Annotated in this window: 17 protein-coding genes and 1 pseudogene; 8 read left to right on the forward strand and 10 right to left on the reverse strand. The window is 59.9% G+C overall.

Annotated features, from left to right (window positions below):
- Positions 1-35 precede the first annotated feature (35 nt).
- Positions 36-559, forward strand: a pseudogene (locus MRBLMR1_RS02430) (GNAT family N-acetyltransferase).
- A gap of 9 nt (positions 560-568) precedes the next feature.
- On the opposite strand, the gene MRBLMR1_RS02435 reads toward MRBLMR1_RS02430, so the two are convergent.
- The 6 genes from MRBLMR1_RS02435 to MRBLMR1_RS02460 all read right to left on the reverse strand — a co-directional run bounded on the left by MRBLMR1_RS02435 (position 569) and on the right by MRBLMR1_RS02460 (position 4,384).
- Positions 569-1,609 (reverse strand): alpha/beta fold hydrolase, encoded by a 1,041-nt coding sequence (locus tag MRBLMR1_RS02435; RefSeq protein ID WP_500063578.1) that lies wholly within the window; start codon positions 1,607-1,609, stop codon positions 569-571.
- Positions 1,610-1,631: 22 nt separating this feature from the next.
- Positions 1,632-2,252: a tetratricopeptide repeat protein gene (locus tag MRBLMR1_RS02440; RefSeq protein ID WP_148143525.1), complete on the reverse strand. Its 621-nt coding sequence runs from the start codon at positions 2,250-2,252 to the stop codon at positions 1,632-1,634.
- A 92-nt stretch (positions 2,253-2,344) separates the two neighbouring features.
- The gene (ykgO, locus tag MRBLMR1_RS02445; protein ID WP_006726873.1) at positions 2,345-2,470 is read right to left on the reverse strand and encodes a type B 50S ribosomal protein L36; all 126 of its coding nucleotides are present in this window, start codon (positions 2,468-2,470) and stop codon (positions 2,345-2,347) included.
- A gap of 129 nt (positions 2,471-2,599) precedes the next feature.
- Positions 2,600-3,679: a 5-(carboxyamino)imidazole ribonucleotide synthase gene (locus MRBLMR1_RS02450; protein ID WP_183685243.1), complete on the reverse strand. Its 1,080-nt coding sequence runs from the start codon at positions 3,677-3,679 to the stop codon at positions 2,600-2,602.
- The gene (purE, locus tag MRBLMR1_RS02455; RefSeq protein ID WP_148143530.1) at positions 3,676-4,170 is read right to left on the reverse strand and encodes a 5-(carboxyamino)imidazole ribonucleotide mutase; all 495 of its coding nucleotides are present in this window, start codon (positions 4,168-4,170) and stop codon (positions 3,676-3,678) included. Before purE ends, MRBLMR1_RS02450 begins: the two co-directional genes overlap by 4 nt.
- A 10-nt stretch (positions 4,171-4,180) precedes the next feature.
- Positions 4,181-4,384, reverse strand: coding sequence for a YdcH family protein (locus MRBLMR1_RS02460; protein ID WP_112454343.1), 204 nt, complete (start codon positions 4,382-4,384; stop codon positions 4,181-4,183).
- Positions 4,385-4,613: 229 nt separating this feature from the next.
- Here MRBLMR1_RS02460 and MRBLMR1_RS02465 point away from each other — a divergent pair, with 229 nt between their 5' ends.
- Positions 4,614-4,790, forward strand: coding sequence for a YdcH family protein (locus MRBLMR1_RS02465; RefSeq protein WP_148143532.1), 177 nt, complete (start codon positions 4,614-4,616; stop codon positions 4,788-4,790).
- 149 nt (positions 4,791-4,939) lie between these two features.
- On the opposite strand, the gene MRBLMR1_RS02470 is transcribed toward MRBLMR1_RS02465, so the two are convergent.
- A complete protein-coding gene (locus MRBLMR1_RS02470) occupies positions 4,940-5,707 on the reverse strand; it encodes a sulfite exporter TauE/SafE family protein (RefSeq protein ID WP_148143535.1) in 768 nt (255 codons plus the stop codon).
- A 128-nt stretch (positions 5,708-5,835) separates the two neighbouring features.
- Between MRBLMR1_RS02470 and MRBLMR1_RS02475 the strand changes: the two genes are divergently transcribed.
- Entirely contained in the window at positions 5,836-6,489 is a 654-nt protein-coding gene (locus MRBLMR1_RS02475) for a thiamine phosphate synthase (RefSeq protein WP_148143537.1), read from the forward strand.
- Positions 6,490-6,496: 7 nt separating this feature from the next.
- Positions 6,497-7,576 carry a tetratricopeptide repeat protein gene (locus MRBLMR1_RS02480; RefSeq protein WP_500063583.1) on the forward strand — a complete coding sequence of 360 codons (1,080 nt, stop codon included), beginning with the start codon at positions 6,497-6,499 and terminating at the stop codon, positions 7,574-7,576.
- Here the strand turns inward: MRBLMR1_RS02480 and MRBLMR1_RS02485 are convergent.
- Positions 7,573-7,923 (reverse strand): DUF1648 domain-containing protein, encoded by a 351-nt coding sequence (locus MRBLMR1_RS02485; RefSeq protein WP_148143539.1) that lies wholly within the window; start codon positions 7,921-7,923, stop codon positions 7,573-7,575. The two genes, MRBLMR1_RS02480 and MRBLMR1_RS02485, sit on opposite strands and share 4 nt — an antisense overlap.
- A gap of 182 nt (positions 7,924-8,105) precedes the next feature.
- On the opposite strand from MRBLMR1_RS02485, the gene MRBLMR1_RS02490 reads away from it, so the two are divergent.
- From MRBLMR1_RS02490 to MRBLMR1_RS02505, 4 genes are all read left to right on the forward strand, one after another.
- Positions 8,106-8,906 (forward strand): inositol monophosphatase family protein, encoded by an 801-nt coding sequence (locus MRBLMR1_RS02490; RefSeq protein ID WP_148143541.1) that lies wholly within the window; start codon positions 8,106-8,108, stop codon positions 8,904-8,906.
- Positions 8,907-9,025: 119 nt separating this feature from the next.
- Positions 9,026-10,072 carry a flagellar motor protein MotA gene (locus MRBLMR1_RS02495; protein WP_148143544.1) on the forward strand — a complete coding sequence of 349 codons (1,047 nt, stop codon included), beginning with the start codon at positions 9,026-9,028 and terminating at the stop codon, positions 10,070-10,072.
- Positions 10,073-10,075: 3 nt separating this feature from the next.
- Positions 10,076-11,107, forward strand: a complete 1,032-nt coding sequence (locus tag MRBLMR1_RS02500) for a peptidoglycan -binding protein (protein WP_500063586.1) — start codon at positions 10,076-10,078, stop codon at positions 11,105-11,107.
- Positions 11,108-11,110: 3 nt separating this feature from the next.
- Positions 11,111-11,329, forward strand: a complete 219-nt coding sequence (locus MRBLMR1_RS02505; protein WP_148143548.1) for a hypothetical protein — start codon at positions 11,111-11,113, stop codon at positions 11,327-11,329.
- Between the two features lie 9 nt (positions 11,330-11,338).
- On the opposite strand, the gene MRBLMR1_RS02510 is transcribed toward MRBLMR1_RS02505, so the two are convergent.
- Positions 11,339-12,595 (reverse strand): glucoamylase family protein, encoded by a 1,257-nt coding sequence (locus MRBLMR1_RS02510; RefSeq protein WP_148143551.1) that lies wholly within the window; start codon positions 12,593-12,595, stop codon positions 11,339-11,341.
- A gap of 23 nt (positions 12,596-12,618) precedes the next feature.
- A complete protein-coding gene (locus MRBLMR1_RS02515) occupies positions 12,619-14,406 on the reverse strand; it encodes an ABC transporter transmembrane domain-containing protein (protein ID WP_210297855.1) in 1,788 nt (595 codons plus the stop codon).
- Positions 14,407-14,642 lie beyond the last annotated feature (236 nt).

The following is a 14,642-nucleotide window of genomic DNA, read 5'->3' on the forward strand; positions in this document are numbered from 1 at the left end:
ATCCGGCCGTCTGTCGTTTTGGAATGGGCATATCCATGAACAGTCAATCATCTGCTTCGATCACGGTGATCGAAACCGACCGTCTCAGGCTGCGTGTGCCGAACATGGCGGACTGGCCGACCTATGCGGCGTTCATGGCCTCGGAACGAGCTGCGCATATGGCGGTCCGTTTTCGCGGGCCGCCGCCTGGGGCATGTTCTGCCATGACGTGGCGCAGTGGCAGCTGATGGGCCATGGCTCATTGATGATCGAGAGGCGGGACGACGGAACCTGCCTTGGTCAGGTCGGCATCAATGCCGGCCCGCTATTCCCCGAGCATGAATTGGGCTGGCTTCTTTACCCCAGCTTCGAAGGGCTGGGCTATGCTCTGGAGGCTGCGGCCGCATTGGGAAACTGGGGCTTCAGGGCACTCGGCCTGAAGACGCTGGTCAGCTATGTTCATCGTGACAACGACAAATCCCGCAGACTGGCCGAAAGGCTGGGTGCCTGGCTGGATGAGACTGCCGAGCGGCATGATCCGGAAGATGTCGTCTACCGGCATGTCGTTGCGGCGACATAATCCTTCAGCTCAGATCTTTTCGATCGTCATTCCTATTGCAGGCTGATCCGTAGTTCCCGACTGGGTCAGCCGCGCCTCAACCATGCGTGCCAATGCCTGCAGGTCGCGGTCCATGCCTGCGATCTTTTCCATTGCGGCGATTGCCACGTCGGGCACCACATAGTCCGGCTTGTGGCCGAGGCCATGGATCTTCACCAGTTCGGAACCGGCTATATCACGCGCAAGCCCTTGGGAATGGATCTCTTCGAGCACGATCGGGTCGCTGTCGCCTGTGATGACAATGGTTGGTGCCGTTATCTCTTTATAACGTGGTGAGATGCGCGTGACATAGTCGTGCAGATTGGCGACATCGACCGCGTTGTTGCGGAAGTTTTCAGGCCTCAGCACCAGTGCGGGTGCGCCCTTCTCGACATAGCGGTCACGACGGAGGTTGGGGCTGAAGACGGACCTCGTTGCACCATCCAGCAGAACAAGGCCTGCGGGCAGGCTGATGAGGCGGGTGAACCAGAAGCCCAGATAGGGAGCGGCAGAAATCCTGTAGTACCAGTCCACGCCGCCGGGCCAGGGATGGGTTGCCGGTGCGAGAAACAGCAATCCGGCCGTCTTTTCGGGATGGAAGACGGCAAAGCTTGCAGTAATCGCCCCGCCGAAGGAGTGTCCGACGATGATGGCGCGCTCCATGCCCTTCATATCCATTACGCGGCTGATGGCTACCGCCTGTCCGTCCGGAAAGCCATTCTCTGGCCTTCCGCGCTCCGAATAGCCATGTCCAGGCCTGTCGATGAAGAGAAGCTCCGCACGGCTTTCCAGGAGCTTGCGGAAGGCCGTTTCCTGGTCCCGCAGGTTGCCGCTTGCTCCATGGATGAAGACGATCGGGGGCAGGGCGGGATTTGGCGGTGCAGGAATATGCAGGGCGTTGATCCTGTAGCCGCCGACATCGATCAGTTCGCCATGGCGCGGAAACTGCCGCTCAATCTGGCGGCTTTTCCAGGCGGTAAAGCTGAAGGCCGCGGCGACAAGAATGGCGACAAGGGCAAGCGGCAGAATCATTGGAGAATAACCTGGGAAAGGCTCAAGTTCTGTTCCCGGCGATCTTTTCCGAGAGTTTCGAGACGGCTTCCTGTGCCTCCCGATCTGCTGGATAGACGTTGAGATAGCGCTCCCAGGCCTTAAGCGCCATGTCGTCATCGCCGGCTTCCGTCAGTATTCCCGCTAAGCCGGCAAGAGCGCCGAAGTGGCGCGGTTCACGCTTCAAGACTTCGGCAATATCGGCCATCGCCTTGCGCTGATCCCCCATCGTGTAGTGAAGTGTAGCACGCCTGTTCCAGCCCTCTGTGAAGGCAGGATCGAGAAGGGTTACACGGTCGAGGAAGTCCAGCGCGGCGGCGTTCTTCTTTTCCTTGATGGCGTCTTCGGACCACTGCATCAGAAGGTTGACCGTGGCGCTGCCGGAATCGTTCATCTCGGCAATGACCTGGCTGGCGATGCCCTTGGCCTTTTCAGGATCGCGTTCGCGTTTCAGCGCCTCGAACAATGTGTCGAGCGGTTTTGCGGCTGCGGCTGATTCTACTGCGGGGGCGGTTGGTTGCGGAACGGCTTGTGCAGGAGGGGCGGCTTGAGGCGCCTGTGCATGAGCGACAGGGACGAAAACGGCCAAGGCCAGAATAGGGGTGCTCAGAAGCAAATAGCGCATCCGGATAAGTTAATCCGGATGCGCCGAAGGTCAAAGCCGAATTGTCGCGCTATCGACAATTTGATTGCAGGCGAAAAATTCGCCCTGAGCAATCAGCCCTGGCGGGCCTTGAAGCGCGGGTTCTGCTTGTTGATGATGTAGATGCGGCCCTTACGGCGAACCAGACGGTTGTCGCGGTGACGAGCCTTCAGCGCCTTAAGCGAGTTCTTGATCTTCATTGTACTGGTCCAGCAGTCTGTGGGCTCATAGAGCCGCTTGTCTCTAACAATCGAAAGCGCGCCGCCTAGTCCCTAGAGATAGGGGCGCGCCTCAGGTTGGGGTGCAGATAACCCGAGGCTTTCTCCATGTCAACCTTGTGACGAGGTTTTCCGGCCTTTCAATTCGGTGACATGGCCCATTTTACGGCCCGGACGGGCTTCCGTCTTGCCGTAAAGATGGACAAGCACATCCTTGGTTGCCAGCCATTGCGGCAGCGTCAGAATGTCGTCGCCGATCAGGTTGGTCATCACGCAATCGGAATGCCTGTCCGGGTCACCGAGCCCAAGACCGGCAACCGCGCGCATATGCTGCTCGAACTGCGAGATGACGCAGGCAGCCTCCGTCCAGTGACCGGAATTGTGGACGCGCGGGGCAATCTCGTTGGCGATCAGCGTGCCGTCGGCCATGGCGAAGAATTCCATGCCGATAACGCCGACGTAACCGAGCGCTGCGAGCAGCTTTTCGGCCGCAGCACGGGCGGTTGCCGCTGTCTCGGCCGGTATGTTTGCCGGCAGGGTCGACGTATGCAGTATGCCGTTGCGGTGGACATTCTCAGCCGGGTCGTAGCACCGAATCGTGCCGTCCTTGGCACGGGCGGCGATGATCGAGATCTCGCGCTCGAATGGAACGAAGCTTTCGAGAATCAGGGGCACGGAACCGAGCGCTTCATACGCGCCTGCGGGTGAGTCGTCGCTCGAGCGGAAAACGCGCTGGCCCTTGCCGTCGTAACCCATGCGACAGGTCTTCAGCACGCCCTTGCCGCCGAAGTCGACCAAAGCTGCTTCGAGCTCCTGCTGGCTGTTGACCGCATGGAAACGGGCCGTCTCGATGCCGCAGCTGTTGAGGAAGCGTTTTTCCGTCAGCCTGTCCTGGGCGACTTCGAGCGCCTTGGAGGGCGGGTAGACGGGAACGGAGCGCTCCAGCGCTTGTGCGGCGGAGACCGGCACGTTTTCGAACTCGTAGGTGACGATATCGCAACGTCTGGCCAGTTCCGCGAGAGCGGCAGGATCATCATAGGCTGCGGTGATCTGCTCGTTGGCGACCTGAGCTGCGGGACAATCGGCCTGCGGTTCCAGAATGATGATGGTGAGGTTCAGCCTTGCGGCTGCCATTGCAAGCATACGGCCCAGCTGGCCGCCGCCGATAATCCCGATCGTCTGGGCCTTCATGCTTCGTCCATCGGGTATTCGGCGACTGCGGCACTCTGGCGGGCACGCCATTCGTCCAGGCGATAGGCGATGTCCTCGTCGGAGAGGGCAAGCACGGCCGCTGCAAGCAGGGCCGCATTGACCGCACCGGCGCGGCCAATGGCAAGCGTGCCGACGGGTATCCCGGCCGGCATCTGCACGATCGACAGAAGGCTGTCCTGACCGGATAGAGCCTTGGACTGGACCGGAACGCCGAAGACCGGCAGCGGCGTCATCGAGGCGGCCATGCCGGGCAGGTGGGCAGCGCCGCCGGCACCGGCGATGATGACCTGAAAGCCCTCGTCACGCGCGCCCTTGGCGAAAGTGAACAGGCGTTCGGGCGTCCGGTGTGCCGAAATAATGCGGGCCTCGTAGTCGATTTCGAGGGCATCGAGGGTTTCGGCGGCGTTCTTCATGGTCTCCCAGTCGGACTGGCTTCCCATGATGATGGCGACGGGCGGTGTCTCGGCCATTTGAGCGTTCCTAGGCAATGATGTCGGGCAGGATCTGATCTTCGATCTGGGTCATCTTGTCTTTTATGGCGAGCTTTTTCTTCTTCATGCGCTGCACGCGCAACGCATCGCAGCCCACCTTTATCATGGCGTTGATCGCGGCGTCGTAGTCTTCATGCTCCTGCCGGAGCTTTGCCAGCGCCAGCCGGTTGTCCGCCTGTTCCTGATCGGCCATGTCTTAAAGTCCCCATATCGATCCGGGCTTGTGACCCGGCCCAGCTTAATGCGCAAGCTCCTATCACCAAACCGCGTTAACGGGAAGTTCGCCAACGTCACGAATTTGCCGCGCTCTTGTCACGAAAACACCTTCGACAAACAGCTCAGATCGTGTCACACTTCCGTCGTAAACCTGAAGCTTCGGCCGATGGAGTGGCCGGAGCAGGCAATAGGGAAGGACATGCCACATGACCATCCAGGCTCATATAGCATCGCTTGAAAAGAAGCACGGCGATCTCGAGGAGGAGCTCCAGGCGATTCTTTCGTCTCCTTCATCTGACGATCGGGAAATCGCCGATCTGAAGCGTCGTAAGCTGCGTATCAAAGACCAAATGCAGCGCCTCAAGGCGTCTACACGCCACTAAGGCAAGCTAATAGAGCCATAGCCGCGGATCTCGATTTGGATATGATCCGATAGCGGCACAAAACCCAATTTTCAGTTCTGGTCGTGGTTCATGCGGGCTGCGGCCAGAATTGTTTCCGGAGCCTGGTTTTATCCCCAATCCGCGCCTGTTCAGAACGGGAGGCCATCCCATAGCAGCTTGAGGCCGGCAAGGAAGGCGAGGCCATAGGTCATTGGGTAAAAGGTTTCGGCCTTGAGATGCTTGACGACGGCCGCTCCCATTATTGTCGAGACGAGTGCTACGGGCAGAAGCGTTGCCGACAGGGTCAGGTTCTGCGTATCCAACGCACCCAGAAAGAAATAGGGTATCACCTTCACCGCATTGACGATGGCGAAGAAGCGGATGCTCGCGCCGGTGTAGTTTTTCGGGTCAAGCTGCATCGGCAGGACATAAATCTGGAATGGCGGGCCACCGGCGTGGGCGACGAAGCTGGCATAACCGGACAGCGATCCCCAGAATGTTGCGGCCACCGGGCGGTGCGGGAGAGGAGCCACGATTTCGCCCCGGCGCCCATAGACCTGCCAGAAATAGCGGGCGGCGAACAGAATGGTCGCGGAAGCGATCACCACTTTCAGCGCATCGTCGGAGACATAGGCCGACGTCGCCCAACCGAGGGCGATGCCGATCACACCGCCGGGCATAATCATCAGCAGTGTTTTCGGATCATTGTATTTGCGCCAGGACCAGAGCGCGACAGCATCCATCAGAATGAGGATCGGCAGAAAAATCGCAGCCGCCTGGACCGGCTCGACCGCAAGCGACATGATCGGTACTCCCATCAGGCCGATCGCGCCGCCGATGCCGCCTTTCGACAGACCGACAAGCATGACTGCCGGAATTGCGGCGAGGAAGAACGACAGGTTGGGGATATCTATCATCGGCGGTTACTGTCGAGGGTGTTGATCCTGCAATCCGTCCGGTCTATCGAATTGTCCGAATAAAACCAGAGCGGAACGTGCTGAAGCGGTACGTCTTCGCTTCAAGGCGAGAATGATCGGATAAGAACATGACAGAACCGGACAACCGCTGCCGCATCGTGCTGATCGTACCGGATGATGCCGACGCCGATCACCAGGCCAGACTTCTAACGGAGGCCATGTCGGGTGGCGATGTCGCATCGGTCATCCTGCCGCAATACGGGCTGGACGATCAGGCATTCCAGAAGCGGGCGGAAGTGGTGGTGCAGATCATCCAGAATGCCGGAGCCGCCGCCATCATTTCCGGTGACAGCCGGGTTGCCGGTCGCGCCAAGGCCGATGGTCTTCACATGTCGGGTTCGCTCGAGGAACTGGGTGAGGCGATCGAGAAGTTCACGCCGAAGATGATCGTCGGAGCCGGCGGTGCGGCGGAACGGCATACTGCGCTCGAGATCGGCGAATTGAGGCCGGACTATATTTTCTTCGGCCGTTTCGATGGCGACATCAAGCCGGAAGCTCATCCGAAGAACGTTGCGCTTGCTGAGTGGTGGGCGTCGATGATCGAGATCCCCTGCATCACTATGGGCGGCAACGATGCCGAATCGGTGGTCGCCGTCGCCGAGAGCGGAGCCGAATTCGTGGCGTTGCGCGATGCCGTTTTTGCCAGTGGTGATGGCCCCGCTGCAGCCGTTGCCAAGGCCAATGCGTTGCTGGACGAAAAAGCGCCACGGTTTGAGGGTTGATGGTCGCATGCCATCGACGAAAAAACTGTATCGCAATCCGGTCAAAATCTTCACTGCACTGCTCGTTTCTGTGGCTGCGGTCACATCTGTGTATGCCCAGTCCAATCAGGCGGTGACCCGGCCGGTCGGGCCGGACGCAGGCAAGATGGAGCGGCAGCAGCAGCCTGATGGCTTGGTGCCGTCCGGCGGCGTCGAGCTTTACAGGCGAATGGGTGCTGCATTGCCAGCGCCACCTGAGGAGAAAACTTATAGCGGCAAGGTCGATGAGGCTTATGGCGCCTATCAGCGTGGCATGTATGTCGAGGCTATGAAGCTTGCGCTTGAACGGGCGCAGCAGGGCGATGCAGCGGCGCAGACATTGGTTGCAGAGATGATGACGAAGGGGCAGGGGATCGCGCGCGACCCCAAGGGCGCTGCCTTCTGGTATGGTCAGGCCGCCGAAGGAGGCGATGCCGCAGCAATGTTCCAGTATGCGCTGCTGTTGATGACGGGACGCGATTTTCCGGCCGACAAAAAGAAGGCCGATGATTTCATGCGTCGCGCGGCGGAAGCCGGTAATTCGGCGGCTCAGTTCAACTGGGGCCAAATCCTGATTTCCGACAATCCCGGCGAAAAGGGAATGCAACTGGCACTGCCGTTCTATGAAAAATCCGCCAGCCAGGGCGTAGCCGATGCGCAATATGCCGTGGCCCAGCTCTACATGGCGCTTCGCGAAGTTTCACCGACCAAAAAGGCACAGGCGCGTGACTGGATGCTGCGTTCCGCCAAGGCAGGCTATGACACCGCCCAGTTGGACATGGGCATCTGGTATGTAAACGGCGTCGGCGGCGAGCGTGACTACGACAAGGGGTTCGAGTGGTTGAGGATTGCCGCGATGCGCGGCAATGTGGTCGCCCAAAACAAGCTTGCCTATCTCTATATCAATGCGCTCGGCACGCGACCCAACCCCGTGGAAGCCGCCAAGTGGTACGTGCTCTCCCGGCGCGCCGGCCTGCAGGATGCCGGGCTTGAGGATTTCTATCTCGGCATTAACGAAGATCAGCAGAAACAGGCGATCGATGCGGCCAACAAGTTCCGGCGGAATTAGCCCTGTAGCGCCTGCAATGCAAAGAGCGCGCCGCGGATGATGAAGCCGTGGGCTACGGCCAGCGCCAGAATAACAAACAACCAGATGGCAGTGTAAAGACCGGGTCGATCAAGCGCCTTCGGGTTGATGGACGGCGACACGACAAAGACGGCGACCGCAAACAGCATCGCGCCCGGCAGCAGGAAAAGAGCGATCGTCGGGCGCGCGAAATTATCCGGATTTCCGGAGAAGTCGAAGTGGATCGGCAGCATAGTCTCGGCCGGCAGTGCGGCCCATAGGCCCAGCGACAAAAAGGTCATGGTGATGAGCATGCCGAGGCTGATAAAAAGAGGGATGGGCATGCGCATGGGGCTGTCTCCTGTATGAGGTCTGCCCTCCTTTCGCAGGCTGGGCCGCGAATGACAACACTGCCGTGCGACCGCATGACTTGAATTTACCGGCAATTTGTGGTCTTGAAGCCGCCCAATCAACAAAATCAGTATCGCCCGCTCTCCCGGTCATCCGGATTCCGGGGCTCAAGGATTCCGAAATGGCCCGTTCAGCGCTTCTCAATGTCATGGTGCAGGCTGCCTTGAAGGCAGGCAAATCGCTTACCAGAGATTTTGGTGAGGTGCAGAATCTGCAGGTTTCCGTAAAGGGACCGAGCGACTTCGTTTCGCAGGCCGACCTGAAAGCTGAAAAGATCGTCCGTGACGAGCTGATGAAGGCTCGCCCGACCTATGGCTTCCTCGGTGAAGAGGGTGGCGAAGAAAAGGGCACCGACGGTGCGCATCGCTGGATCGTCGATCCGCTCGATGGCACGACCAACTTCCTCCACGGCATTCCGCAGTTTGCAGTCTCGATCGCGCTCGAGCGCAATGGCGAGATCGTTGCCGGTGTCGTGTTCAATCCGGCAGTGGATGAACTCTATACGGCGGAAAAGGGCGGCGGTGCGTTCCTCAACGACCGCCGTATCCGTGTCGCTGCCCGTCGGGTGCTGTCCGATTGCGTCATCGGCTGCGGCATTCCGCATCTGGGCCGTGGCAACCACGGCAAGTTCCTCGTCGAACTGCGTCATGTCATGGGTGAAGTTGCAGGCGTTCGCCGTGCAGGTGCGGCTGCTCTCGATCTTGCTTATGTCGCTGCCGGTCGTCTTGACGGTTTTTGGGAAGCCGAGCTTTCTCCGTGGGATATGGCTGCCGGCCTGCTGCTCATTCGCGAAGCCGGCGGCTTCGTTTCCGACATGAAGGGCGCGCAGAACATGTTCGAGGCCCGCAATGTGATCGCTGGCAACGAACTGATCCGTAATGCACTGGTCGAAGTCGTCAATCGTCCGGTGCCGAGCCGCTGAGGCAATAGTGAATTCAGTGCGCGCTATTGGATAGCGCACTGTTTTCCAATGCTTGCGCACTTCAATTCGTCGCAATTTTACACTAGCCTCCGCTCAATTTAGCGGAGTCGAGGCGTATTATGGCGAATGCGACAGTGGATGATCTGGACGAGTCGGAAACCGGCCGCGGCGGCTATAAACACAAGCTCTCCAATCCTGCGTCGTTCCTCTGGACGATGCTCATCTTTCTCGCGCTTGTCGGCTTCGTCGCGTCGATCCTCTACCGACAGGCGGCGCACGCATTCCAGACCAATCCGGGCCTGAACGGGCTGATCCTCGGCGTTCTGGCGATCGGTATCCTGCTCGTCTTCGTGCAGGTGATCAGTCTTGCGCGGGAAGTCGGCTGGTTCAATTCCTTCCGGGCCGCCGGTGGTAATGCCGACAAGGTGGGCCGCGAACCGCGCCTGCTCGCCCCGATGCGCACCCTGATCGGTCGCCGCCGCAAGGTGGCGCTGTCGACCGTCGCCTATCGCTCCATCCTCGATTCGATCGGCACGCGACTGGACGAAACGCGCGATACTTCGCGCTATCTCATAGGCCTTCTGGTTTTCCTCGGCCTGCTTGGCACGTTCTGGGGGCTAATTGAAACGATCGGCTCGATCAGCGACGTCATTGGTGCGCTTGATCCGTCGTCGGGCGGCTCGAACGACATTCTGAGCGCAATCAAAAGCGGATTGGCCCAGCCGCTCGCCGGCATGGGCACGGCGTTTTCGTCCTCGCTGCTCGGCCTTTCCGGTTCGCTGATTCTAGGCTTCCTCGATCTGCAGGCCGGCCGCGCACAGAACCGCTTCTATACGGAACTCGAAAACTGGCTCTCTTCGGTAACCGACGTTGGTTACGACGGGCCGATCGCCAATGGCGATAACGGCGCCGCAGACGAGTTGAAGGCTCTGACCGCCGAATTGCGCAAGCTTGCCGCCGTCCAGGCCAAGGCCGGGCGTGACGGCGCCGAGAGCGAGCGTTCGATGGCTGCCATGGCCAATCTGGCGGAAGGCATTCAGGGGCTCGTGAAGAACATGCGCAACGAGCAGCAGATGCTGCGTGACTGGATCGAGGCGCAGCAGGAAGAATCCAAGGCGATGCGTCGCACGCTTGACCGGCTTTCCGACAAGATCGGGGGGAAATAAGCGATGGCGCTCGCCAAGAACCGCCGTCGCGAACGCACAGTCGATTTCTGGCCGGGCTTCGTGGATGCGCTGTCCACTCTTCTCATGGCGATCATGTTCCTGCTGACGGTCTTCGTGCTGGCGCAGTTTCTGCTCAGCCGCGAGATCACCGGTCGTGACGAGGTGTTGAACCGCCTAAACAGCCAGATCGCAGAGCTGACAAACCTGCTGGCGCTGGAAAAGAGCGGCAATCAGGATCTCGAAGATCAGCTTGCCAACCTTCAATCCTCGTTGGCTGCAGTGGAAAGCGATCGCTCGCGTCTGCAGCAGCTTTTGAATGACGGCGCCGGCAGCAGTGCGGCCGCCAATGCAAAAGTCGGTGAGCTAACCAGCGAGTTGAACAACCAGCAGCAAATCAGCCAGCGCGCGGCAAGTCAGATCGAACTCCTCAACCAGCAGATCGCAGCATTGCGCGCGCAGATCGCTGCGGTGGAGCAGGCGCTTCAGGCTTCGGAAGCCAAGGATGCGACCTCGCAGGCGCAGATCTCGGATCTCGGCCGCCGCCTGAATGTTGCCCTCGCTGCGCGCGTGCAGGAACTCAACCGCTATCGCTCCGACTTCTTCGGCCGTTTGCGTGAAATCCTCTCGGATCGCGAAAATATCCGTATCGTCGGCGACCGTTTCGTCTTCCAGTCGGAAGTGCTGTTTCCGGTCGGTGGCAGCGAGCTGGATGATGCCGGGCATGGTGAAATGGACAAGCTGGCAATGGCCCTGCTTGAGCTTGCCAAGGAAATACCGGCGGAAATCAATTGGGTGCTCAGGGTCGACGGCCATACCGATAATTCGCCGCTCTCCGGTGCGGGGCGTTATCGCGACAACTGGGAGCTTTCATCCGCCCGAGCAACTTCGGTTGTGAAGTATCTGATTTCGAAGGGTGTTCCGCCTAACCGGCTTGTCGCTGCCGGCTTCGGCGAATTCCAGCCGATCGCTCCGGGCGACACGCCAGAAGCGAAGTCTCAGAACCGGCGTATCGAATTGAAGCTGACGGAACGCTGATCGATGGTTGCGCAAAAACGAGATATCAACGCCCTGATCAAGGCGGTGGCGGATACGCCACGCCGTGACAATAGCACCTACCATCAGGTAATTGCCGAGGCGCGCGAAATGTTTGACCAAGCCGAAGCAGCGCTCGGCGGGGCGGTCAGGATGAAGACGAAGACCAAGCTGAAGCCGAACGGCAAATATGTGGTGAAATGGGTATTCGAACGGGCCGAATAGGCCCTGTCCTCATGCCGTATAGTGGCTTGAGGTGAAGCCGAGGCGCTCCAGTCCGCGCCGCACTTCAGGCGCCTTCATGAACAGGCTCCACAAAAGGCCGGAGCGGTGGTTCTCTATCATGGCGATGAGCGGACCCTGGTCGATGGCGATATAGGTTGGCGCGAGCCAGTCTATTGCCGGGGCAAAGGCATCGACGAAACCGAACGATCCGAACAGCTTTCCATCCTCGTAGCGGATCATGGCGCGCAGGGCCTCTTCGGCCTCCGCCGGCTGAAAGGGGAAGCTCGACAGTGCCGCGGTCGGGGCGATGGCGCCCGTGTCCGACGTCGGAGAGTTGGCGTTGTAGCCATTCGGCGCTTCCGAAGCCGTAAGGCCCCAGACATCGTATTGCTTATAGGCCAGGATGCTGAGGCAGTAGTCCCGGTTGATCTTCGTATGCGCCACGGCCTGCTGCCAATAATCGGCATAGCGGTCCGACAGTCCGCGCGGATCAAGCGCGCAGAAGGAATATTGGGAGAGGAACAGCGGGCCACCAAGAGGCTCACCGAGGGGAAGTTCGGTGCCGAAATAGCTTTCGCCGTTTTTCATCGCGCCGGAGCGCGCCCAGCCTGCATGATAACTTTCCGGCTTGATCGGATGCGTGTCAGAACCAGCCGCCAGCACATAGGCCGAGAGCGCTTCGTTCCAGCCCTTGATCGGAAGGTTCATGGTCCAGTTGTGGATCGGGCTCCAGTGCCAGTAAAGCGGACCATCGTCCTTGCCGCGTGTGAACCAGTCCCACTCGACTTCGTCGAACAGCCGCGTGACAGTTGCCCGCAGAGCCAGCTCGGTTTCCGATGCGCCGGTGAAATATTCTCGCGCGCAGATCAGGCCCTGAAACAGGAGGGCGGTTTCCACAAGGTCACCGGCATCGTCATATTGCGAAAACTGGACGGTTTCGCTGGTGGCGCCATCGACCATGTGGGGGAAGGCGCCGTGATAGCGGGTTGCGAGGTTCAGGCGGTCCAGAATGAGGCTGATCCGCTCCAGCGCCTCATCGCGGGTCACCCATTGCCGCTCTGCCGCAACAAGGATCGCCATCAGCCCGAAACCGGTGCCGCTGATGGAGATCATGTTGGTGGCAATCGCGCCGTTTACCCAGCGCTTGTCATAGGTGAGCTTGCTATCTGCATGCGCGCCTTCCCAAAAATACAGGAAAGTCTGGTACTGAACCCTGTCCAGCAATTGCTCGAGCGGGGCATTCGGGTCCAGTGGCTCGACAATCATGCAGTCCTAATCCTGTTTATCGGTCAGATAGCGCTTACGCTGCGCTGTTCCAGATCATGGAACTGCAGGCGCGCCAGCTTGGCGTAAAGTCCACCCTTGGCGACGAGGCTCTGATGGGTTCCTTCCTCGACAACGCGACCGTCTTCAAGCACGAGAATTCTGTCAGCCTTGAGGACGGTTGCCAGGCGATGGGCGATGACGAGCGTCGTGCGGTTTTCCATCAGCCCGTCAAGCGCGCGCTGTACCAGCGTTTCGCTTTCGGCATCGAGCGCGGAGGTCGCCTCATCCAGAAGCAGGACGGGCGCATTCTTCAGGATCGCCCGGGCAATCGCGATGCGCTGCCGCTGGCCGCCGGAAAGGGTGATGCCGCGTTCGCCGGCCATGGTGTCATAACCCTGGTCGAGCTTGCCGATGAACTCGTCAGCCTGGGCGGAAATGGCCGCGGCACGGATTGCCTCGCGGGTAGCGCCCGGCATGCCGAAGGCGATGTTGTCGTGGATCGATGCGGCAAAGATCGTCACGTCCTGCGGCACGATTGCCAGGCGCGAGCGGATGTCTTCGATGCGGGCCTCGCGAAGATCGACGCCGTCCAGTTTCACCGATCCGGTCTGTGGGTCGTAGAACCGCATCAGAAGCGAGAATATCGTGCTTTTGCCGGCACCCGACGGGCCGACGATGGCGATCGTTTCACCGGCTTTGACATTGAAGGACAGGCTGTTGAGCGTAATCGCGCTGACGCGGGCCGGATAAGCGAAGGAGACCTGATCGAATTCGACCTCCCCGCGGGCCGGTGAAGGCAGGGTAACCGGTTGTTCCGGGTCGTGAACGGCCGGGATTTCGTGCAGAAGTTCGGTCAGCCGTTCGGCGGCGCCACCGGCGGCGGAAAGCTCGCCCCAGACTTCCGAGAGCTGGCCGAGCGAGCTTGCGGCGATCACCGAATAAAGCACGAACTGGCCAAGCGTGCCGGCACTCATCTCGCCGGCAAGAACGCTCTGCGCGCCATACCACAAGACGCCGACGATCGAGCCGAAGACGAGGAGAATGGCAAAGCCGGTCAGCAGTGCGCGCGAACGGATCGCGACGCGGGCGGCGTCATACGCACTCTCGACAGCAGAGGCATAACGCACGCTTGCCATCTCTTCGCCGCCGAAGGCCTGAACGGTGCGGGTCGCCGCCACGGTCTCCGATGCGAAAGCCGAGCTTTCTGCCAGCGTGTCCTGTGCGGCGCGGGAGCGGCGGCGCACATTGCGGCCAAAACCGACGATCGGGAACACGATGACCGGAATGGCGCCGAGCACCATGACGGAAAGCCATGGGCTGGTATAGATCATCATGCCCATGGCGCCGAGACAGAGAATAGTGTTGCGCAAAGCCTGGGAGGCGGCCGAGCCGAAGGCGGACTTGATCTGTGTCGTGTCGGCTGTCAGGCGCGAGACGATCTCGCCCGACTGGTTGACGTCGAAGAAGGATGCTGAAAGGCGGGTGACATGCGCGAAGACTTCGCGCCTCAGGTCGGCCACTACGCGTTCGCCGATGGTGATCACGTAATAATAGCGCATGGCGCTGGCCAGCGCTAAGAGGATGGCAAGGATCAGCAGCATGCCGAAATAGTTGTTTATGAAATGGCCGTCGGAAGACGCGAATCCATGATCGACCATGCGCCGGACGGCGAGCGGAAGAGCAAGTGTTGTCGCGGCCGCCAGAACCAGAAAGAAAAGAGCCGAAGCAACCAGCCTTCGATAACGGGAAAGATAGGGGATCAGTCGGGCGAGGGGCTTGAGGCTGCGATTCTTCTTTTCGGTCTCAGACATGTCTGCCACGGGAACTCCTGCTTGCGCATCGTCATTTTCACAATACGCGAACTCTGATATTTCAACGCACGCTGCCCGCCATTGATGTCGGACAAAGAACGCTGTAGAGGCCCTCTTATCTTGGCCTTGCGGGTACTTGTGCTAGTCGCGACCTTCCTGTATAGGCTCCGCATCGAATTGGGAAGCCGTGACCGTGCTGGTCTACGGCTTCATTGATTAAAGAGGGTCGGTGATCG

This window comes from Neorhizobium sp. LMR1-1-1.1, from assembly GCF_040675795.1.
GTDB lineage: Bacteria > Pseudomonadota > Alphaproteobacteria > Rhizobiales > Rhizobiaceae > Neorhizobium > Neorhizobium cellulosilyticum.